Here is a 19,356-nt window from a genome sequence, read left to right on the forward strand (position 1 = left end):
GCTGGCGGGGCTGCTGCGCCGATACGGGCATCCGATGGCACTCGAGCGGTTGCAGCGCCTCGAGGCGGCCGCGGAGCCGCCTCAGCGGCCGCGGCTGCACCTGGTCCCCGGCTGAGCCGCGCGTGGGCAGTCCACGCACCTAGTCGTCGTCCTGGAAGCCGGACGTGGAGTGGTGGACGCAGCCGCGGCCGTCCCCTACGTGCGGCTTGTGGTTCATGCACGTCAGCGGGCCGAGCTTGTGCGAGCAGGCGACCCATCGCACGGTCGACTGGCTGGGGGCGGCCGGGGTGATCGGGGCAGCCATCGCTGACACCTCCTGGCCTATCGGCGCGGGCCGCGGCGGCGGCCCAGCTGGGGCCGCTGGTAGGCGGCGGTGTCGGTGTGGTCATGCTGCCGGCCCGATCGTTGGACCTGCGCGATCTCGGCGTCGGGGGAGGGGCCGGTATCGGCGGCCGCGGCCTGCGCGGCGGCTTCCTCGGTGGCCCGGATCTCCTCAGCGCGCTGCCGGGCCTCTTCCTCGAGTGCTGCTTCCTCGCGAGCGGCGTTGTTGCTCATGGTGACTCCCAGTGGATCCGCGGACCGGCACCGGCTGCGCCAGTCCTCCTGGTCTCCTAAGTCCGGCCAAGGGGTGGGGGCGATCACTTGGTGGTCAGCAGTTGCCCCACAGGCCGGTCTCGGCGCTGTGGGCGTCCCGTGCGGCTGCGGCGTAGTCGGTCTCGCGGGCGAGCTGCTGGTCGGTGTCGTAGACCCGTGCTGCGCCGGAGGCCAGGAGCTCGCGGGCTGCGTCGGTGCCGGCGTGGCCGACGTAGCGCAGCATCCGGCCGTAGCGGTCTCGGTCGGGCTGGCCGGTGTCGGTGGTGAGGAAGACGGTGCTGCCGACCGGTGCCAGCTGCTCGAGCTGCTCGGTGGCTTCGGTGGAGTAGCACTCGGCCGGCGTCGGGGGATGGGCGACTTCGGGGGCGTCGACGCCGAGCAGGCGGACTCGGCCGAGACCGCCTCCGTTGAGGTCCTCGACGCGAAGCGTGTCGCCGTCGAGGACCTCAACGACCCGGACTCGGGTGGCGGTCGCCTCGCTGCCAGCGGGGTCGGCGGGGGCGCCGGGCAGGGCAGCCTTGATCCCGCCGGCGGCGAGGACGGCGATCGCCGCGGTGGCGATGCCGCCGAGGGCCTTCACCTGGCCACCCGCAGCTGGGGCCGCTCGCCGGCGCCGGGAACCGCCCGCTGCTGTTCGCGGAGGCCGGGGGAGCGGTGGATGTTGGCCGGGATCTGCTCGTGGACGTCGAGCCCGCTCATGACGGCGCCGGCGGCAAGGTGCCGGCCGCCATGGTCGAGGTCCATGGCGTCCTCCCGCGCTACCGAGCCGGGGACCCGGTGGCCGGGGCGGCGGCGCTGGTATCCGGGTCCCGGCCGTGCTCGGACATCCGGCGGCGGGCGTTGTCGGAGATCTCGGCGGCGATGCCGGCCGACTGCCGGGCGCTGGTCGCGGCGTGGTCGACGACGTCCCCGAGGAGGCGAACGTCCTCATCAGCGCGGCCGAGCTCCTTGCCGGCAGTGCGGATGCTGCGGTCCAGGGTTACCGGTTCGAGCAGCGCCGGCGGAGTGACGTCCTGGCTGGCTCGGCGCGCGCTGTCGACGTGCTGGGCGGCGAGCTGCGCCACCGGCTTGGCAAGCGCGACCATCTCGCCGACGACCGCGATGCGTGGCTTCAGCTGCGCGACGTCGCCCGCGACGACGGGATCGGAGGGGTCGGCCAGGTCGAGGAAACCGCGGGCCTCGTTGAGCGACTCCGAAGCGCGGTTGAGGTGCCCGAACAGCTCGCGGGTCAGCTCCGGCATCTCGTTGCAGCGGGTCTGGAGTCGACCCAGGTGCTCGCTGGCCTCCTCGATGTAGAAGTCACCGCGGTCGGTGAGTCTCGCCTTGGCTGAGTCGAGCTCGGCGTCGTCGAGCACGCGGAGTGCGGAGGTGATCGTGGTCTGGATGTCCTCAACCACCCGTCGGGCGCGGCCCACGGCCCGCTCGGCGACGAAGACGGCGTCGGCGGCGCGCAGCGTGGTGTCGGTGGACGTCATGCCGATTCGCCTCCTCCGCTCGCCGGAGAGCTGTTGGGCGGCGGCAGGACCTCGCGCATCCGGTCGAGCGAGGCCAGGGCCTGCTCGAGGTGATCGCGGACCTCCTGGACAGGGTCACGGTCGGGGGTATCGGTGGGCGTGCTCACGGGCAGCTCCTTGGTGGACCGGGTACATGTCTCAGTCACCAAAGGAAGCCCGGCCCGCCGGGGCGATCACCGAGCCGAAGAAATCTGGATCCGGCGCCGGCTCACCGCCGCCCGGTGCTTGTTCCTAGGGCTGGTCCCAGGGCATCGACTCCTGGCCGTCGTCGACGCCATGGCTGATGATGTGGGCGGTGGCGTTGCGCGCGGCGTTGAGGTGCTTGTGGAGGTCGACCGCGAGGCCGCGCGCCTCCTCCAGATGGAGTCGCGCGACGCCGATCGCCATGGACGGATCGGATTCGTCGGTCATCGAGTCCATGATGAGCTCCTGGCTGGCCAGGGCTTGCTCGAGGGTGCTGGACAGTTGCGAGCACGCCTGGGGGAGCGCGGCCGCGATGTCGGCGAACTCGGCGAGCTGGTCAGACGTCTCGGCCGGGATCCGGTCCCGCTCCCACATCGTGATCCGGTTGAAGCCGAAGACGTGTTCGCGGGCCGCATTCGCGTGCGCTGTTGCCTCGAGTCCGCCACCGTCGTCCACCTGCTGCTCCTTCGGTCCGCTGGGTCTATGGCTCTATGGGTCGAGTCTCGCTGATCGTGTCGGCCTTCGCCTGGCGCGAGCGCACGGCTGTGGATAAACCAGGAAGGGCCTCCCTCCGGGGTCGTCGGGCAGGAGTCTGAGCGGCCCTTGGACGACAAGACGGCCTTGACGCACGACGGGTTGCGATATCTGCTGCCGCGTGGTCAACGCGCCGGCCGGCGTGCACGGGCCTACCGAAGGCTCGCTGCGGCGATGGGGAGTAACGAACTGCATGCCCGCGGCACTCTGCTCAGCGAGTGATGCCGTTGCCGGGCGCGTCGGCTGCGCCGCCGGCGAGCGGTGCACGGGCCCTCAGGCGACGGCGGGCCGGGCAGTCCGGGCTCTCGGCCTCGGGACCGACCTCTTCGACGTCGCGGCTAGGACGGCTGTCTCGCACTGGCGGATGGGCTGCCTCGCTGAGAGATTCGGCAAGGTCCTCGATGTCGGCCTCCAGTACACGCTCAAGGAGGTTGGCGATGCTCGTTGGGGAGCCGTCGCACTCGGCCGCCAGGGAGGCGGCCAGATGGTCGAGCGCGGCGTTGCCGCATGCGGTGAAAATGACGACTCCGGGACCCGGGTTCTCAGTTGGGGATGTGTTCATGGTCCACCTCGCTTCCTGGCCACCTAAGTCAGGCACGAGGCTGGGAGCGATCAACAGCGGCCGAAGCTCCCTCGTGCAGGTTTGGCGTACAGCGCGACAAGCCAACTTCCTTAGCGTGGTGTCTTGGGTGGTCGGGGGTGCGTGCGAACAACCGTTCAGCGGGATCGAACTGGCCATGCTCTGTGTGCGGACCATGACGGAGATCGACGAGGGCATGCAGATAGTGTTCGGCGGCGATGGTTTCCGGAGTCGATCCCTCAGCATTGCGGGCTGCCCGAGAGAAGGCGGGTCTGACCCAGCACGAGCTGGCGCGACTCGTCGGCGCAGCGGGGGGAGAGCGCGTCTCACGCTGGGAACTCGGTACCTCGGTGCCGCGGCCAGACTTCCTGGTGAAGCTCGCTCGCGCCCTCGACATCCCGGCGCTCCGGCTGATCCACCTTGACGGCGAGGTCCCCGATCTGAGGGCGCTGCGCCTGCAGGCTGGCTTGACCGTGCCCGAGCTCGTCGCCCGGACGAATCTGTCGGCACCGACGTACTACTCCTGGGAGCAAGGTCGATGGACTCGGCTGCCCGGGCCCTCCACGCTCGAGGCACTCGGGCGCGTTCTCCATGAACCGGCCGACGTCGTCGCGGTGGCGTTCAATGAAGCGCAGCGCCTACGCCGACGGCGGCAGGGCCGGACCAAGCCTAGGTAGCTGAGTACCTGTACGGATGATTGCCGCTGGACAGGAAGGGCAGAATCGGCTCGGGAGAAACCCGGACGAATGTGGTCTCATGGATCCGCACGTTCGGCCGCGCTGACGCTCAGTTCCATCGGGGGAGTTGGGCCGCGACCCCTCCTGCAGAGGACTCTGGCGATGACTTCTCGGATTCCGCCCCCTGTGGAGAAACCAGAACTCGATAAGACTGCACTAGTGTATTCCTATGGAGTTGGGTCATGGTGATCGCCCCGGCCCGTCTTGACACATAGGTGATCGAGAGACGAGAGGACTCGGACTGATGTCGCTGGACACCACCTCACAAACCGTATCTGGAGGCCCGCCGCCGCCGAGCGGCCCGGCGCCGGCTGCCCCAAAGGAAACGGTCGGTCGCGAGCAGGCCACCGCCCGGGCGAAGAAACGCCGTCGGCCCTTGGTGTTCGCGATCTGCGCGGTACTGGTCGCCGCCGGAGCGCTTGGCGCCGCGTTTGCCTACACCTCGGTCAGCGACACCCAGGAGGTCCTCGTCGTGAACCGGGACATCGCGCGAGGAGAGACCATCGAGCCGGGGGACCTCACGGTCGTTCGCGTGAGCATCGACCCTGCGCTCACGCCGATCAGCGGCAGCCAGAAGTCGAGCATCGAGGGCAGCCGCGCGGCCGTCGACTTGTGGGCCGGCACGCTGCTCTCCGAGCAACAGGTCACCGAGAACCTTGTGCCGGGGGAGGGGGAGTCCCTGGTCGGCATCAGCCTCACGCCGGCTCAGATGCCCTCAGAACCCCTGTACTCCGGCGACACCGTCCGAATCGTCACCACCCCCGGCGACCAGGGCGAGGTCACCGAGCAGACGCCCGTCACGATCGAGGCCACGGTGGTTGGTGTTAGCCGGGTGGAGGAGACGGGGGAGACCGTCGTCAACGTCTCGGTCCCGAAGGAGAAGTCGGCAGACCTCGCCGCGCGCGCCGCCACCGGCCGCGTTGCGCTCGTCCTCGACACCCGGGAGCGCTGAGCCTTGGCGCTGATCGTCTTGGCCTCCGCGAGTGGATCTCCGGGCGTGACCACCACGGCGCTCGGACTGACGCTGAACTGGCACCGGCCCGTCCTCCTGGTCGAAGCCGCCCCGGACGGCGCCTCCGCTGTGTTTGCCGGCTACTTCCGGGGCACCCAGGAGCCCACTGGCGGCCTGATCAACCTCGCCCTCGCCCAGCGCGACGGCACCCTGCACGAGGCGCTGCCACGCGAGACCCTGATCCTCGACCCGGAGGCCCCGGCCGAGAAGTCGGCGTGGTTCCTGCCCGGCATCCGCTCCCACGAACAGGCCCCCAGCCTGCTCCCGCTGTGGGAGCCGCTCGCCGAGCAGCTGCGGGCGCTTGACCGCAACGGCCAAGACGTCATCGTCGACGCCGGTCGGCTCGGCCTCGTCGGCTGGCCCCAACCGCTGATCGCTGCCTCCGACCTGACTGTGCTGGTCACCCGGAACTCGCTGCCGGCGCTGGCTGGCGCCAGGTCCTGGGCCAAAGCGCTGCGCGACCAGTTCGCCACCGTGGGTGGTCTCTCCCGGCTGGGTGCCCTCCTCGTCGATGAGGACGGCCGCTGGCCGACGGTGCCGGCGGTCGTGCCCCGCGTCCGGCCCTACACGGCCCGCCAGATCGCCAAGGCCCTCCAGGTCCCCGTGGTGGCCTCGGTCGACTGGGACCCCGAGGTCGCGGAGGTCTACTCCCACGGCGCCCGCAAGCCCCGCAAGTTCGAGTCCTCCGGCTTGCTGCGCAGCTACCGGGCCGGCGCGGCATCCATTCACTCCATCCTCGCCGCCAACCAGGCTGCACTCGCCCCCACGATTGGAGGCCGCGCGTGAGCACCAACGGACACCAGCCCGCCGGCGAGCCGCTCAGCGCTGAAGAGTGGCTCGAGGCAAGGCAGGCCGATCGTGACCAGCGTTCCCCCTTCGTGCGCGGCCGCGCCACCAGCAACGGCGCGCCCGCCGCGCCGCCGGCCAACCCGATCGGAGAGGACGACGACCCGAGCTCCCTGCCGATGTTCGGCGGGGCTTGGGCTAGCGACGACGCCCGGCCGGGGCGGACCCGATCCGAGTTCTCCCTGCGCCCGCTCGTCCCCAGCGACCCCGTCAACGAGTCGTACGTCGACCACACCAACCCGGACCAGACCCGCGACGCCGTCCTGGACTGGGACCTGATCGCGCAGTACCGCGCCGAGATTTCCACCCGCCTGACTGCCCGACTGGACAAGGAAGGCGGCCGGATCACCGAGGAGGACCGCCGGCAGAAGGGCATCGAGGTCATCGAGGAGCTGGTCAAGGCCGAGGCCGAGAGCCTCGTCTCCACCGGCCGCCGCCCGTGGACAACAGACGAGGAGAAGGCTCTCAAGAGGGCCCTCGAGGCCGCCCTGTTCGGCCTGGGCCGGCTCCAGCCACTGGTCGATGAGTCCGACGTCGAGAACATCATCATCATCGCCTCGGGGCCCGACTGCTCGGTGTGGCTGGAGAAGACCGACGGCACCGTGGTCACGGCACCTCCCGTCGCCGACTCCGAGGATGAGCTGCGCGAGTTCCTCACCGATCTCGGAGCCCGCCAGAACCGCCCCTTCACCGAGGCCAGGCCCAGCCTTCACCTGCGCCTGCCGGGCGGCGCCCGCCTGGCCGCCGCCTCGTGGGTCACCGCCAACACCTCGGTCGTCATCCGGCGCCACGGCCTGCGCACGGTCTCCCTGGACGAGATGGTCTATGACCGCAAGGCGTGCGGACCCGTGCTGGCCGACTTCCTTGCCGCCTGCGTCCGGGCCGGCAAGAGCATTGTCGTCTCCGGGGTCCAGGGCAGCGGCAAGACCACCTGGGTTCGAGCGCTGTGCTCGTGTATCCCGCCCTGGGAGATGATCGGCACCTTCGAGACCGAGTTCGAGCTGTACCTGCACGAGCTCCGCGACCGGCACCGCATCGTCCACGCCTGGGAGCACCGGCCCGGCTCCGGCGAGATTGGCGTCGACGGCCGCAGGGCCGGCGAATTCACACTCCAAGAGGCCCTTCACGACTCCTTCCGGTTCACCCTCGCCCGCCAGATCGTTGGCGAGGTCCGCGGCCCCGAGGTGTGGGACATGCTCAAGGCCATGGAGTCCGGCCCGGGCTCGATCTGCACCACCCACGCCCGCAGCGCCGACCACACCATCGAGAAGCTCGTCTCCTGCGCCATGGAGAAGGGCCCCCAGGTCACCCGCGAGCTCGCGATCAGCAAGCTCGCTGCCGCCGTCGACGTCGTGGTGTACCTGCGCGCCGACGTCACCGACAACGGTGACGGAACCTCCCGGAAGCGGCGCTGGGTCGAGGAGGTCCTGGTCGTCGATCCCAGCGCCGACGCCGTCAGGGGCTACGCGACCGCGCCAGTTTTCGCCCCCAACCGGCTCGGGCCGGCCACCGCGACCGGCAAGCTGGACAACCACCTCGCCCACGAGCTGGCCCGCCACGGATTCGACCTCGAGGCCTACACCACTGAGGCCAAGGCCTACGAGGGGGTGGCCACGACATGACCCCGCTCGTGCCCGCGATCTGCGGCGCTCTGGTCGTCGCCGGCCTGATCGGCATGGTCTACGCCCTGCGGCCGGCACCACCCAAGCCGCCCCGGCCCGCGCGCACCGTCACCCCATTCGGGCGGCTGGGCAGCCGCATCAACCAGCTCAGCCCACGCACCCGCAAGCTCATCGTCGCCGGCACCGTTACCGGCCTGCTGGTCGCACTGGTGACCGGCTGGGTGATCGCGGTCGTGCTCGTCCCGGCCGCCATCATCGGCATCCCGCTCCTGCTCTCCCCGCCGCCGGCGGCCGCGAGCATCGAGAAGCTCGAAGCGCTCGAGGAGTGGACGCGGTCGCTGGCAGGCAAGCTCACGGCTGGCCAGTCGCTGCGCTCGGCGCTCATCAAGTCGCTCCAGTCGGTGCCCGCGCCGATCCAGGACGAGGTTGGGCTGATGGTGTCGCGGCTATGGAACGGCACCGGCACCACCGAGGACGTGCTGCGCGCGTTCGCCGAGGACCTCAACGACTCCACCGGCGACGTAATCGCCAGCCAGCTCATCCTGGCCGCCAGCGGTCGCGGACAGGCCGGCCTGGCCAAGGCCCTCGATGCGCTCGCCGAGACCGTGGCCTCCGACGTGCGAGCCCGACGCCAGATCGAAGCTGACCAAGCCAAGCCCCGCACCACCGCGCGCACCGTCACCGTGATCACCCTCGGCGTCCTCGGCCTGCTCGCCTTCACCGGCGACTACATCGAGCCCTACGGCAGCCCGCTGGGGCAGGTCATCCTCGCGATCCTCCTCAGCGCCTACGTGGCCACGCTGCTGATGATGCGGCGGATGGCGATCGCCAAGCCGCTCCCGCGGTTCCTCGACCTCCAGGCGCGCAACGCACAGCGTCAGAACGAAGGAGCAGCGGCATGACCGGCCTCCAGCTCGCGCTCGCCAGCGGCACGCTCATCGGACTGGCCTTCGCCCTCCTCGTCTGGAGACTGGCGCCCTCCGACCCGGACCTGGTCGACGCACTGGACCGTCTCTCACCCGACCACGTCGTCCCCCGCCACGGTGCCGGAGCCCAGGACGCCGAGGACACTGAGGCAGGCTCCCTGGTCGATCGGATCGGCGTGTGGGCGCTGAAGAACCTGCCCGGCGGTGCCTGGGCACACACTCCACGCAAGGACCTCGCCATCCTGCAGATCAGCGAGACCCGGTTCTACGGGGAGAAGGTGGTCTGGGCGCTGCTCGGCCTGGTCATGCCGCCGCTGCTTGCGTCGGTCTTCGGCCTGATCGGTCTGCCGCTCCCGTTCGTCATCCCCACCTTCGGGTCACTGGCCCTGGCGGCGCTGTTCTGGTTCATGCCGAACTACAACGCCACAGACGATGCGAAGAAGGCCCGCATCGAGTTCAACCGCGCGCTCGGCGCCTACGTCGACATGGTCGCCACCGGCGTCCGAGACGGTGCCAGCGGCCAGCAGGCCCTGCGTGCCGCGGCCGAGGTCGGCGACAAGTGGGTGTTCAAGCGGATCGAGAGCGAATTGCGCCGCGCCCGCTACATGACCCGCGCGCCCTGGGACTCCCTCCACGACCTCGCCGACGAACTCGGGGTCACCGAGCTCGACGACCTCGCCGACATCATGCAGCAATCCGGGCAAGACGGATCCCAGATCTACTCCAACCTCCGTGCCCGCGCCGCGGCACTTCGCTCGGCGATGCTCAGCGCCGAGGTCGGCAAGGCCAACGCCGCCTCCGAGCGCATGTACATCCCCGCCAGCCTGCTCGGCGTCGTCTTCATGGCGATCCTCATCGCCCCCTCGATGCTCCGATTGACGACCTAGCACCGACCTCAAACAACCGGGTCGCCCGAACCCAACCACCAAGAAAGGAACCAACCCGATGCTCAAGCTCTTCATCACCCTCCAGGTGGCGGCACTGACCGTGCTCACCGGCCTGGAGGACCGCATCGTCAAGCCCCCTGACGAGCGCGGCTCGGTCACCATCGAGCAGGTCATCTGGGCCGGCGCCGTGATCGTCATCGTCGGCATCGTCGTGGCCGCCATCAAGTTCTTCGTGACCAGCGAGTCCGCGAAGATCAAGTAGGACCCGATGATCGCCAGCCCTCGCCGCCGAAACGAGCGCGGCTCAGTGACCATCCAGATGGTCTTCCTGATGCCGGCGCTCTTCCTGGTGATGTTCCTTGGCCTCCAGGGCGCCCTGTACTACCACGCGCGCGAAGTTGCGCTCGCGGCCGCACAGGAGGGCGCACGCGAGGCGGGCAGCGAGACCGGCACCCGCGACTCAGGGGTGGCGACAGCCAACACCTTCCTCCAGGACGCCGGCGGCACCGACGTGATGACCTCGACCAGCGTTTCGGCATCCCGGACGGCCAACACTGCGACCGTCACGGTCACCGGCACGAGCCTCAGCGTGATCCCCGGCTGGCACGTCACGGTCACCCAGAGCGCCAGCGTCCCCGTCGAGAGGCTGACCGAATGATCCGGCGGATTCACGATTCCCGACGACGGCGCCGGGACGAGCGAGGGTCGGCCGCCATCGAGGCCGCGATCGGCATCCCGGCGTTCGGGCTCTTCGTGGCGATGATCATCATGGGCGGCCGGGTCGAGGTGGCCAAGCAGTCGGTCGAAGCGGCGGCCTACGAGGCGGCCCGCTCGGCCTCGATCGAGCGGACCCAGGGCGAGGCGATCGCCGCCGGGAAGACGGCGGCCACCAGCAGCCTGGACGACCAGAACGTGCACTGCACGAGCACCGACATCACGGTCAACGCCGTGGCGTTCAACGCCCCTCTGGGCACCACCGCCCAGGTGACCGCCACCGTGACCTGCCGCGTCGACCTGTCGGACCTGGCACTGCCCGGCGTGCCAGGACACCGGGTCATCACCGCTACGGCCTCCAGCCCCGTCGACGCCTACCGGGAGCGCCGATGAACCGCCATCTGCTCTGCCGTCGGCCGCGTGACGAGCGTGGCGCGATCAGCGTCTGGTTCGCCACCGCGTCACTGGTGATGATCATCCTCGTCGGCATGGCCGTCGACCTCGGCGGCAAGGTCCACACCCAGCAGCACGCCCGCAGCGTGGCCGCCCAGGCCGCCCGCACCGGCGCCCAGGAGGTCCAGGGCTCCACAGCAGTGCGCGGCGAGGACCTCCGGGTCGACATCTTCGCCGCGAAATCCGCCGCCCAGGACTACCTCCGAGCAGCCGGCGTGGAGGGCACCGTCTCCGTCACCGGCGGCGACACCCTGGTGGTCCGCACTACCGACACCTACGACAGCAAGTTCCTCGGGATCATCGGTCTGAACTCGATGCCCGTGACCGGCGAGGCATCCGCGCGGCTCATCCGCGCCGAAGGAGGCATCGAGCGATGAACACCCCCACGCTTCGCCAGCGCCTCACCGGGCTCCTCGCCACGGTGGCCGTGCTCGGCATCGTCATCGGCCTGCCCGCCGCGTTCCTCGCGATCGGCGCCAACCCGATCCCCGCCCAACCTCCCACCCTCGACGGGATCAAGGACGCGCTCCTGGCCCCCGACGACGGCACGCTCGTCCTGGGGCTGTTCAAGGTCGTCGGCTGGCTCGGCTGGGCCTTCATGGTGCTGAGCCTCGCCCTGGAGGCCGTTGCCCGGCTCCGCCAGGTCGAGGCACCCAAGCTCCCCGGCCTGCGCCTCCCGCAGGCCGGCGCCCGAGGCCTCATCGGGCTGGCGGCACTCCTCTTCGTTGCCGCACCCCTCACCGTGCACGCCACCACAGCCGCAGCAGAAGCCGCGCCCGCGCATGCGGCCGTTGGGCACCACGCCGCCGGCGTCACCGACCACGCCGCCCCGACCACGCACACGGCTACGGACGTCACGAAGCACGACACCAAGCGGCAGAAGACGATCAGTCACACCGTCAAGCCGGGGGAGAGCCTGTGGGCGATCGCCGACCAGCACCTCGGCGACGGGTCACGCTACAAGGAGATCGTCGAGCTCAACCGCGACCTGCTCGGCGCCCGCCCGAGCTTCCTCGAGCCCGGCTGGGTCCTCGAGCTCCCAGCGCCGGCCGGGGCCAACGCCCAGGCCCACCAGTACACCGTGAAGCCCACCGACACCCTCACCGACATCGCCCAGGAGCAGCTCGGCGACGCCGACCGCTACATGGAGATCTACGACGCCTCCACCGCCGTCACCCAGCCTGGCGACGCCCACCTCACCGACCCCGACGTCATCGACGTCGGCTGGACCCTCAACATCCCCGGCGCCCACGCAGAGCCCACCGGACAGCCCGACACGCAGCTGCCGCGCGAGGACAAGCCCGACAGGCCCGCGGACCCGAGGGACGGGCCGGTCGACCCGCCGGCCGAGAACGAGACGCCGGTCATCCCGGAGTCCGCAGCACCGGAGACCGCTGCGCCCGAGGTCCAGCAGCCGCAGGCGGAAGAGCCCACGGCGCCCGCGGCCGACGTCGACCAGGTCGACGAGGCCGACGACTCCATCCTCGACGCCCCGTGGATCCTCGCTGGTCTCACCGGCGGCGGAGTCCTCTTCTCCGGCGCACTGCTAATGGCCCTCAAGACGCGTCGACGTGGCGGCTTCCGCAACCGCCCGCCGGGCCGCGCGATCGCCGCCCCGCCACCGGAACTCGCCCCGGTCGAGATGACCCTCAACGCCACCGGCGCCGCGGCCGCCGCCACCGTGGAGTTCACCCACGAGGCCCTCCGTCGCCTCGCTGCAGCAATTGGAGCCGTCGGTGGGACGATGCCGCCCCTGGCGGCCGTGGAGCTCGGCCACGGCGAGCTGACCCTGCACCTCAGCGCACCAGCCGAACTCCCCGCACCCTGGGTCGGCAGCGCCGACCAGACCCAATGGCACGTCGGCACCGACGTCGAGGCCAAGGACCTCGGCCCTGACCCCGGGTACGTCGAGCCGCCGTACCCGCTCCTGGTGACTATCGGCGCCAGCGACACCGGCGAGACCTGGCTCCTCAACTGCGAGGAGCTCTCCACCCTCACCATCAGCGGTGACCCCACCTACGGCCGCGACTTCGCCCGCCACCTCGCCGCCCAGCTGGCCGTCAACCCGTGGTCACGTCGAGTGCAGCTCGACTGCATCGGTGTCGCTGAGGAAACCGTCGCCATGGACGAGCGCATCACCTACTACCCCACGGGAGCGGACGGAACGCCCGCAACCGCGGAGATCCTCGCGGCCGCCGTCAGCACCGTCGACCGGGCCACACGACACGACACCGATGTCTCAACCGCCCGCACCGGCAGCGTCGACGACGACGTCTGGCCGGCACGGATGCTCGTGCTCGACGCCGCGGCCGGCGACCCGGCCGAGCTAGAGCAGTTGCTGCAGCTGGTCAACGACCACGTCGGTCAGTCCGCAACCTCCATCGTCGTCGCCGGCGAACGCCCCAACACCCCGGGCGCCGTCCTGCACATGACGAACACCGGCCGCGTCGTCCTCGAGCACGCCGGCCTCAACCTTATTGCGGTCGGCCTCACCAGTGATGAGGCCCGCGGCTGCGCCCTGGTCTACGCACAGAGCGACACGCTCGAGGACGTTCCGGTTCCCGTCGACGAGACCGCCACCGAAGGCTGGGAGGCCTACACGGACCGCTCAGGCGCACTGCGTCGCGAGCACACCCTGCCCCGCAACACCCCCGAGGACGCCGTCGACGAACCGCTCACGTCTCTCCTCGAGGGCAACGACGAGGACTACATCCGCGAGAGCGCGATCGTGCAGGAGGACCTCAATGCGCTGGCTCCGAAGGTGCCTGCGCACGTCCGCACAGAAGTTGAGAGCTCCGACCCGGCTCTCGACCAGGACATCGCCGATTGGTTCTCGCCCGACTGCGACCGCCCCCGTCTCAGCCTGCTGGGGCAGGTGGCCGTGCGTGCCCACGGCCAGGCGCTGGACAGGCGCAAGCCCTACTTCACCGAACTCCTGGCGTTCATCGCGCTGCGCCGCCAGTACGGCGCCACCAGGGAGGCGATCAGTGCTGCGTTCGGCATCTCGGCCGGCAAGGCACGCGACTACACCAACACCGTGCGCGACTGGCTCGGCACCAACCCACGTACAGGCGAGCCCCACCTGCCCCACGCCGACCAGGCCCCGGCCACCAAGGTCAACGGGGTCAACGTCTACCAGGTCGACGACGGCCTCCTCATCGACCTCGACCTCTTCCTGCGACTTCGTGCCCGTGGGCAGGCCCGCGGCGGCGCCGAGGGACGTGCCGACCTGAGCACAGCCCTCAAGCTCGTTACCGGCCCCCCGTTCAGCAACAAGCGCGACGACGGATGGTCCTGGCTCGCCGACGGTGAGCGGTTCGACCTCATGACACCCGGCTGGATCTCCGACGTCGCACTGATCGTCGTCACCGAGGCCCTCGCCACTGGGGACCTGATCAAGGCCCGCTCGGCTGCCTACGTTGCCAACAAGGCCGACCCCGACGGCGAGAGCACACGGTTGTGCCTGGCCCAAGTCACCAAGGCCGAGGGCGACCAGTTCGAGGCCGAGCGGATCCTGCGCGAAGAGGTATGCAACCGCTCCGACGACGGCGAGGCGCCCATGGAGCTGTCGGAGCGTACGAAGACCATCATCAGTACACACGGCTGGCTCGCGAGCTGATCTCGGGAAGGGAGCACCAGACCAATGACCACGTTCAACCAAGAGCTCACAGGGCGGTACATCAGCGCCGGCGCAGACCGGCCGTCACTCGATGACCGACGAGTCGCCCGCGCCGCCCTCGTGCGCGACACCGGCCGCACCATCTACGACGCCGACAAGAAGTTCGGCATCGACCCAGCCGACCTCGGCAGCCTCGCCGAGCTCGTCGACGCCGCCGAAGAGCACCTCGAGCACATCAGCCACGACGTCAGCCAGAGATCAGTCGTCGCGCTGCCCCACCAGCAGAGGAGAGACCGCATGAGGAACCACCACTCCGTACTCGGGGGAGTGGCCCTCGCCCTGGCCCTGATCCTGACAGGCTGCTCGGACGACGGGACCGACCCCGACGCCCAGGACACCCCCACGGCGACAGCGTCGACGCCCCCGACCAGCGCGGCGCCGCCCACACCGAAGACGCCCGAGGAGAAGGCCGCCGCCGCGCTTACGAGCTACCTCGACGTGCGAGATGACGCACTCCGGGCCGCCACCATCGATTTCAAGCGCCTCAACAAGGCCGCCACCGGCCGTGAGTTCCTCAACATTCAGCAGAACGTGGGCGCACTCGAGAGCTCCCGTACCAAGGTCACTGGGGAGTACGTGCACACGCTCGATGAGCCTCGTCGGCGGACCGACACCACCTTCATCATCACTGACTGCGAGGACCGGAGCGGTGTCGAGCGGCGCCGGCAAGGCAAGGCGGTCCCGCCGCCGGTCGACCCCGAGGGCAACCCGCTCGGGAATCCGCTCCCGATCGACTACGAGGTGGTCAGGGAGAAGGGCCGCTGGCTGGTCAGCAACTCCGACGTCCAGTGGGACGAGAAGTGCTAGCCCGGGTGCTGGCAGCGATCGCGACCGCGGTTGCCGCAGTTGTCATCCCCATCGCGCTGTCGGCTCCTGCGTACGCGGAAGGCGGCGAGAACTGCTGGACCGAGACGGATCCCGTGACCGGCGAGATCAAGGTTGTCTGTGAGGACGACGGTGGCGATCCGGGCGACCCCGGAGGAGGCTCGTCGACGTGCACCTACTCCGGCAACGAAATCCCGTGCGCCGGACCGGCCGGGTCGGTCTGGAGCAGCAGCCACGGGTGCTATGTGGGAGACGTCTGGGATCCCGGCGCGGGAGGCGCTCAGCCGCCACCGGGGCAGACGAACGAGGACGGTGCGTGGCACATCTGCTACTGGCCGCCGCCTGGCTCATCGTGGGACCCGGTGTGGATCCAGAACGGCACAGTAACGATCGACCCGGTCGTGCTCGCGAACCGCGCGATCACCGCCATGAACCTTGACCCGATCACGATCGGCATCGTGCCGGAGTCGGCCCCGAACCGGGTCGGACTCGTAGGGCTGCCGGTTTGGATGTGGGTCGACAACCAAACCGAGAACACGTGGGGACCCATCACACGGTCCGCGAGCGAAGGCCCGGTCTCGGTCACCGTCACCGCCAGCGTGTCCAGTGTCATCTGGGACATGGGTGACGGCACCACGGCGACCTGCACGGGCCTAGGTACCCCCTACGCCGACCACTACGGCAAGCAGGAGTCTCCGACCTGCGGACACCGCTACGCCAAGATGTCGACCGGCCAGCCCGACGGTGCCTACCAGGTCACCGCCACGAGTCACTGGGTGGTCGAGTGGAGCGGAGGTGGCCAGTCCGGGACGATCGAGCTCGACCTGACCACGGAACCCTTGCCGATCCGCGTCGGCGAGGCCCAGGTGCTCACGCAGTGATGGGCGGGCAGACGCGGCAACGGTGAGACGACTCCTCGGCCGGGATCGGTGGTACGAGCGGGTTGGGTCGATGCCGACTAGCAACAGGCACGGCCTGGCGGTAATGGCTGCCGTCTCTGGCGTCGCCACCGATGTGGCGGCGCGCTACGACTCGCTGGGCGAGGACGTGGGATCCGTGGTCACGCTCGGCTGCGGTGACAAGCAGCTGCTCGAGGACTTCTGCCAGGACCTCGACGCGGTCGATATCGGCCTCGAATGGGTGGGGCCGATCCGCGTCAGCCCGCCGCTGTTCCGCGACACCCGCGGGCCGAAGCCCTCGCAGCGGCTGCCGAGCGGCTCACCGATGTCGAGGCGGCACAAGCGGCCGGCCGGGAGCCGTCAGGTGCCCCGCTCGTCGTCGTCACCGAACGCCTGGGGCACGCCGCGGCCAGCGTGACGCCTTCAACGCCGGCGTCGCAGCGGGCACGCGATGTCCTCGCCCCGGCGTACGAACGCAGGACCGCCGAGCCAGCGCCGTTCTAGGGCTCACTGAGTCCGCGGCCGTGCCGACCGGGCGGTACGAAAAATTCATAATCAAGCGACGGCGGTCTGTCGCGTCCCTGGCCTGGACCTCGCGTTCGGCAGTGCCAATCAGCGAGCACCATCGGCGAGCGTCCGCAGCAGCTCGGCTTCACGGCAGAGCGCGTCAGGGAGGCCTGGGGTCTCAGCGGGATCCGTGTCGTAGCCGATGACGCCGTCCTCCGCCAGCCCGGCGGCGCTCTCCAAGTAGCGGGCCACCCGGTGGAGCAGCGCGCCTGGTGCACGGATCCACGGTTCGCCTTCGAGGTCGTGGGCGACCTGGTCGGCGATGATCAGGCCGAGGACCCCCTGGGCGTGCGCCAGTTGTGCGACCGCCTCGCGCGTGTGCTGCAGATCCTCGCGCTCAGCAAGGCGGATTCGCACGGCCTCGGCCAAGCCAGCGCTGACCCGGCCGGCCAGCCGCACCGGGATCCTCGCGTCGCGTGGGGCAGAGAACAGATCGGCGCCCGGAGTCTCCTCGACGAACCCGAACGCCAGCGACTGCGCTAACCCGCTGATCGCCTCGTCCGTCAGATACCTCCGAGCCGTCGCCGGGGTCACCCGCATCTGCGCGGCGACGAACTGGACCCGCTCATCGATCAGCTCGCCGGCCGCAGGACGGGACATGGACATCCCGAGGTCAGACATTGCTGTCAACAGCGCGTCAACGCGTTCCTCTCTCCAGGACCGGGCTGCGCTCACTGCACGCACGCTGCTCGGTGGCCACCTTGGCCGACGATGAGGAACCGCGGCCCCACAGCCAGACGGCTGAGGAGGTCACGGCGTCGATTCATCACGTGTTCCCCACGCGGTCGTTGAGCGGCGGCACCGAATCAGCATGTCAGAGTCGCGGGCCACTTGCGCGCGCATCAGTTGAGTACGACTACTAGGGATGAGGTCCCCGTGGATGAGGCCTTGGTCCGGGTTGGTGGAGCCGGATCGCCAGACCTTTGCCACCAGCGAGTCACTGAGCTCGATGACGACCTCTCGACCGCGGAGCCGAGAATGCGCCGAGCCTCGTAGCCGGCTTCCCGCAGGGCCTCCGCGGTGGCGTCATCGAGTTGCACCGTGGCTCACAGGCCGAACATGACACGCTCGACCGTGTGCCAGTTGGTCCATGGGCGCTGACAAGAATGCGTAGCGAACTTCAAACTTCGCTGCATGGCCGGCTGTCCTTGCAACCGGGTGTGGCTCACACCGTGGAGGCTGAGGGCTTGTTGTTCCCACGCGCGTCGACGACGACCACTGACGCGGCCGCGGGGCCCTTGTCGATGCCGAGCTGGCGGAGTACCCGCGACGTCTTGGCGATGTCGGCGGCGGTGTAGCAGATGATTACCTTCACCGAGTTCTTGGTCTGGTTCGCCTTCTCGTAGATCGCGACCTGGTTCTTGAGATTTCGGGCCAGGCTGCTGCTCTTGGCGAGCTTGAACTCGATCAGGGACTTGTCGTGCGCGCCGGCGCTGAGCTTGAAGTCGACGGGCCCGCGGCCGTTGTTCGGCTCCCGGTTCACGTCGAACCGGCTTGGCTGGAGCAGCAGCCCGAAGAACGCCTGGACCTCCGCCTCGCTAGCGAACGGCTTGCCGTCGCCGCGGTTGATGACCTTGTAGCCGTCCATGTCCTCGACGTACCGCTTGAACGTCGCCACGGCCTGCCGGGCCTCGTCGTACGAGGTCCACGGATTCCGGAACAGGTCGGTCTTTGCGCCCAGATCCTTTGCTGCGGCCTTGACCTGGGTCACCAGCACCCGCTGGGTGTCCTCGGTTTTGGAAAGGCTGGCCGCCTTGGCCTGCTCGCGGGTGTCCTCCTTGAGCTTGATGTAGTAGTCGATCAGCTCCGGGAAGTGCCTGATCGTGCGGGCCTTCGCCGCAGCCACCTCCTTCGCCGACGGGTTCCGGCTCAGTTGCTTCTTGAAGTAGTTGTTGACCAGAGCGCGCTGCTGGTTGTCGTCGATGGCCGCGGGCAGGCGGTCGAAGCTGTGGAGCATGTCCACCTTGTTGATCCAAGTGTCGTCCTTGGTCAGCAGGTCTACGGGGGTCAAGAGGACGTATTGGTCGTCGAGCTCGGGGAGGCTGTAGGTGCGTGCGGCCCACGTCTCGGTGTTGTAGTTGAAGACGGCGCGGGCGACGTTGAACTTCTGGCACTGCTCGGGCCGGAGGTGCTCGAGGGCGAACTCCTCGGTGTACCGGAGCAGAAAGTGCTTGATGAGGTTCGTCGTGAAGTCGCTGATGCTGTCCTTGCCGACCCGGTCGCGGATGAGCGCCAGCTTCTCAAGGTGACTGGATTCGGTGACGGTCTCTTCGCCGAAGTTCTCCAGCAGGCTGCCGAGCGCACCGTGCAGTGACCGGGCAAACCCCGGGCCGAGCCCGTGGCCTCGGTTGCCGTCGACGGTGAACCCGAGCCAGTTCTGCTCGACCTCCTTGAACCGGTACCAGTTGTCGATGAGCTTAGGGTCGAGGTCGTCGGTGGCCTTGGATTTCAGGAACCGCAGGTACTCGATGATCTGGTCGTGGAGCGCCCGGTACTCCTCGTTCTCGCTGTTGAACAGCAGAAACGGGTCGATGAACAAGGGCATGTCGGTGACGACGGAGATGTCGAACGCACCGTACTTCTCAAGCGTCTGCGGGTCGACTTCGAACCGGTCCGAGAAGTAGACCCGTGCCGGGTCCGGCTCCCAGTCCGTGGGGCCGGCATCGGGTGCGGTTTCGGCGCTCACTGATTTCCCCTGCCTGGTGTGTTCTCGACCGTACTTGCTCCCACCGCCGGCTTCTGCAGTTCGAGTCGAGCAGCCCTTGCTCGACAGCGGCAGGGGAG

Annotated in this window: 25 protein-coding genes; 14 read left to right on the forward strand and 11 right to left on the reverse strand. The window is 69.4% G+C overall.

Going from position 1 to position 19,356, the window contains the following annotated elements; translation table 11 throughout:
* Positions 1-139: 139 nt before the first annotated feature.
* The 8 genes from CF8_RS21950 to CF8_RS21960 form a co-directional block, all read right to left on the reverse strand.
* On the reverse strand, positions 140-304 hold the full coding sequence (locus CF8_RS21950) for a hypothetical protein (protein ID WP_156887183.1): 165 nt from the start codon (positions 302-304) through the stop codon (positions 140-142).
* 17 nt (positions 305-321) lie between these two features.
* Positions 322-555 carry a hypothetical protein gene (locus CF8_RS08130; RefSeq protein WP_010832645.1) on the reverse strand — a complete coding sequence of 78 codons (234 nt, stop codon included), beginning with the start codon at positions 553-555 and terminating at the stop codon, positions 322-324.
* Between the two features lie 94 nt (positions 556-649).
* Complete coding sequence (locus tag CF8_RS22440; RefSeq protein WP_010832646.1) at positions 650-1,174, reverse strand: thermonuclease family protein; 525 nt, start codon at positions 1,172-1,174, stop codon at positions 650-652.
* Positions 1,171-1,338, reverse strand: a complete 168-nt coding sequence (locus tag CF8_RS22445; RefSeq protein ID WP_198016969.1) for a hypothetical protein — start codon at positions 1,336-1,338, stop codon at positions 1,171-1,173. The genes CF8_RS22440 and CF8_RS22445 overlap by 4 nt, the downstream gene beginning before the upstream one ends.
* Before the next feature lie 14 nt (positions 1,339-1,352).
* Entirely contained in the window at positions 1,353-2,069 is a 717-nt protein-coding gene (locus CF8_RS22450) for a hypothetical protein (RefSeq protein WP_010832647.1), read from the reverse strand.
* Positions 2,066-2,215, reverse strand: coding sequence for a hypothetical protein (locus CF8_RS21955; protein ID WP_156887184.1), 150 nt, complete (start codon positions 2,213-2,215; stop codon positions 2,066-2,068). Before CF8_RS21955 ends, CF8_RS22450 begins: the two co-directional genes overlap by 4 nt.
* A gap of 124 nt (positions 2,216-2,339) precedes the next feature.
* Positions 2,340-2,747 (reverse strand): hypothetical protein, encoded by a 408-nt coding sequence (locus CF8_RS08145; RefSeq protein WP_010832648.1) that lies wholly within the window; start codon positions 2,745-2,747, stop codon positions 2,340-2,342.
* A 289-nt stretch (positions 2,748-3,036) separates the two neighbouring features.
* The gene (locus CF8_RS21960) at positions 3,037-3,387 is read right to left on the reverse strand and encodes a hypothetical protein (RefSeq protein ID WP_010832649.1); all 351 of its coding nucleotides are present in this window, start codon (positions 3,385-3,387) and stop codon (positions 3,037-3,039) included.
* 236 nt (positions 3,388-3,623) lie between these two features.
* Here CF8_RS21960 and CF8_RS23675 point away from each other — a divergent pair, with 236 nt between their 5' ends.
* The 11 genes from CF8_RS23675 to CF8_RS08200 all read left to right on the forward strand — a co-directional run bounded on the left by CF8_RS23675 (position 3,624) and on the right by CF8_RS08200 (position 14,221).
* A complete protein-coding gene (locus CF8_RS23675) occupies positions 3,624-4,082 on the forward strand; it encodes a helix-turn-helix domain-containing protein (protein ID WP_084622821.1) in 459 nt (152 codons plus the stop codon).
* Between the two features lie 304 nt (positions 4,083-4,386).
* Positions 4,387-5,094: an SAF domain-containing protein gene (locus CF8_RS08155; protein WP_084622822.1), complete on the forward strand. Its 708-nt coding sequence runs from the start codon at positions 4,387-4,389 to the stop codon at positions 5,092-5,094.
* 45 nt (positions 5,095-5,139) lie between these two features.
* Entirely contained in the window at positions 5,140-5,940 is an 801-nt protein-coding gene (locus tag CF8_RS08160; protein ID WP_198016970.1) for a MinD/ParA family ATP-binding protein, read from the forward strand.
* On the forward strand, positions 5,937-7,622 hold the full coding sequence (locus CF8_RS08165) for a CpaF family protein (protein ID WP_010832653.1): 1,686 nt from the start codon (positions 5,937-5,939) through the stop codon (positions 7,620-7,622). The genes CF8_RS08160 and CF8_RS08165 overlap by 4 nt, the downstream gene beginning before the upstream one ends.
* On the forward strand, positions 7,619-8,524 hold the full coding sequence (locus tag CF8_RS08170) for a type II secretion system F family protein (protein ID WP_010832654.1): 906 nt from the start codon (positions 7,619-7,621) through the stop codon (positions 8,522-8,524). Before CF8_RS08165 ends, CF8_RS08170 begins: the two co-directional genes overlap by 4 nt.
* Positions 8,521-9,435, forward strand: a complete 915-nt coding sequence (locus CF8_RS08175; RefSeq protein WP_010832655.1) for a type II secretion system F family protein — start codon at positions 8,521-8,523, stop codon at positions 9,433-9,435. Before CF8_RS08170 ends, CF8_RS08175 begins: the two co-directional genes overlap by 4 nt.
* Before the next feature lie 58 nt (positions 9,436-9,493).
* A complete protein-coding gene (locus CF8_RS08180; protein WP_036490562.1) occupies positions 9,494-9,697 on the forward strand; it encodes a hypothetical protein in 204 nt (67 codons plus the stop codon).
* Between the two features lie 45 nt (positions 9,698-9,742).
* Positions 9,743-10,093 carry a TadE family protein gene (locus CF8_RS08185; protein ID WP_010832656.1) on the forward strand — a complete coding sequence of 117 codons (351 nt, stop codon included), beginning with the start codon at positions 9,743-9,745 and terminating at the stop codon, positions 10,091-10,093.
* On the forward strand, positions 10,090-10,542 hold the full coding sequence (locus CF8_RS08190) for a TadE/TadG family type IV pilus assembly protein (protein WP_010832657.1): 453 nt from the start codon (positions 10,090-10,092) through the stop codon (positions 10,540-10,542). Before CF8_RS08185 ends, CF8_RS08190 begins: the two co-directional genes overlap by 4 nt.
* Positions 10,539-10,979, forward strand: coding sequence for a TadE/TadG family type IV pilus assembly protein (locus CF8_RS08195; protein WP_010832658.1), 441 nt, complete (start codon positions 10,539-10,541; stop codon positions 10,977-10,979). Before CF8_RS08190 ends, CF8_RS08195 begins: the two co-directional genes overlap by 4 nt.
* Positions 10,976-14,221: a LysM peptidoglycan-binding domain-containing protein gene (locus tag CF8_RS08200; RefSeq protein WP_010832659.1), complete on the forward strand. Its 3,246-nt coding sequence runs from the start codon at positions 10,976-10,978 to the stop codon at positions 14,219-14,221. The genes CF8_RS08195 and CF8_RS08200 overlap by 4 nt, the downstream gene beginning before the upstream one ends.
* 84 nt (positions 14,222-14,305) lie before the next feature.
* Here CF8_RS08200 and CF8_RS22455 read toward each other — a convergent pair whose 3' ends face one another.
* Positions 14,306-14,464 (reverse strand): hypothetical protein, encoded by a 159-nt coding sequence (locus CF8_RS22455; RefSeq protein WP_198016971.1) that lies wholly within the window; start codon positions 14,462-14,464, stop codon positions 14,306-14,308.
* Between the two features lie 54 nt (positions 14,465-14,518).
* On the opposite strand from CF8_RS22455, the gene CF8_RS08205 reads away from it, so the two are divergent.
* From CF8_RS08205 to CF8_RS08215, 3 genes are all read left to right on the forward strand, one after another.
* A complete protein-coding gene (locus CF8_RS08205; RefSeq protein WP_198016972.1) occupies positions 14,519-15,088 on the forward strand; it encodes a hypothetical protein in 570 nt (189 codons plus the stop codon).
* 5 nt (positions 15,089-15,093) lie between these two features.
* Positions 15,094-15,987 (forward strand): hypothetical protein, encoded by an 894-nt coding sequence (locus CF8_RS21480; RefSeq protein WP_010832661.1) that lies wholly within the window; start codon positions 15,094-15,096, stop codon positions 15,985-15,987.
* 103 nt (positions 15,988-16,090) lie between these two features.
* Complete coding sequence (locus CF8_RS08215) at positions 16,091-16,423, forward strand: hypothetical protein (protein ID WP_010832662.1); 333 nt, start codon at positions 16,091-16,093, stop codon at positions 16,421-16,423.
* Positions 16,424-16,617: 194 nt separating this feature from the next.
* On the opposite strand, the gene CF8_RS08220 is transcribed toward CF8_RS08215, so the two are convergent.
* Positions 16,618-17,193, reverse strand: a complete 576-nt coding sequence (locus CF8_RS08220) for a hypothetical protein (protein WP_036490564.1) — start codon at positions 17,191-17,193, stop codon at positions 16,618-16,620.
* A 544-nt stretch (positions 17,194-17,737) separates the two neighbouring features.
* Positions 17,738-19,258 (reverse strand): hypothetical protein, encoded by a 1,521-nt coding sequence (locus tag CF8_RS08225; RefSeq protein WP_010832664.1) that lies wholly within the window; start codon positions 19,256-19,258, stop codon positions 17,738-17,740.
* Positions 19,259-19,356: the final 98 nt, after the last annotated feature.

The sequence above is a fragment of the Nocardioides sp. CF8 genome (assembly GCF_000389985.1).
GTDB classification, from domain to species: Bacteria; Actinomycetota; Actinomycetes; order Propionibacteriales; family Nocardioidaceae; genus Nocardioides; species Nocardioides allogilvus.

Excerpts from the sequence above, each read along its gene's own strand:
- CF8_RS21950 (WP_156887183.1), bottom strand. The coding sequence starts at position 304 with ATGGCTGCCCCGATCACCCCGGCCGCCCCCAGCCAGTCGACCGTGCGA.
- CF8_RS08130 (WP_010832645.1), bottom strand. The coding sequence starts at position 555 with ATGAGCAACAACGCCGCTCGCGAGGAAGCAGCACTCGAGGAAGAGGCC.
- CF8_RS22445 (WP_198016969.1), bottom strand. The coding sequence starts at position 1,338 with ATGGACCTCGACCATGGCGGCCGGCACCTTGCCGCCGGCGCCGTCATG.
- CF8_RS22450 (WP_010832647.1), bottom strand. The coding sequence starts at position 2,069 with ATGACGTCCACCGACACCACGCTGCGCGCCGCCGACGCCGTCTTCGTC.
- CF8_RS21960 (WP_010832649.1), bottom strand. The coding sequence starts at position 3,387 with ATGAACACATCCCCAACTGAGAACCCGGGTCCCGGAGTCGTCATTTTC.
- CF8_RS23675 (WP_084622821.1), top strand. The coding sequence starts at position 3,624 with ATGGTTTCCGGAGTCGATCCCTCAGCATTGCGGGCTGCCCGAGAGAAG.
- CF8_RS08155 (WP_084622822.1), top strand. The coding sequence starts at position 4,387 with ATGTCGCTGGACACCACCTCACAAACCGTATCTGGAGGCCCGCCGCCG.
- CF8_RS08170 (WP_010832654.1), top strand. The coding sequence starts at position 7,619 with ATGACCCCGCTCGTGCCCGCGATCTGCGGCGCTCTGGTCGTCGCCGGC.
- CF8_RS08175 (WP_010832655.1), top strand. The coding sequence starts at position 8,521 with ATGACCGGCCTCCAGCTCGCGCTCGCCAGCGGCACGCTCATCGGACTG.
- CF8_RS08180 (WP_036490562.1), top strand. The coding sequence starts at position 9,494 with ATGCTCAAGCTCTTCATCACCCTCCAGGTGGCGGCACTGACCGTGCTC.
- CF8_RS08190 (WP_010832657.1), top strand. The coding sequence starts at position 10,090 with ATGATCCGGCGGATTCACGATTCCCGACGACGGCGCCGGGACGAGCGA.
- CF8_RS08195 (WP_010832658.1), top strand. The coding sequence starts at position 10,539 with ATGAACCGCCATCTGCTCTGCCGTCGGCCGCGTGACGAGCGTGGCGCG.
- CF8_RS08200 (WP_010832659.1), top strand. The coding sequence starts at position 10,976 with ATGAACACCCCCACGCTTCGCCAGCGCCTCACCGGGCTCCTCGCCACG.
- CF8_RS08205 (WP_198016972.1), top strand. The coding sequence starts at position 14,519 with ATGAGGAACCACCACTCCGTACTCGGGGGAGTGGCCCTCGCCCTGGCC.
- CF8_RS08215 (WP_010832662.1), top strand. The coding sequence starts at position 16,091 with ATGGCTGCCGTCTCTGGCGTCGCCACCGATGTGGCGGCGCGCTACGAC.
- CF8_RS08220 (WP_036490564.1), bottom strand. The coding sequence starts at position 17,193 with ATGTCTGACCTCGGGATGTCCATGTCCCGTCCTGCGGCCGGCGAGCTG.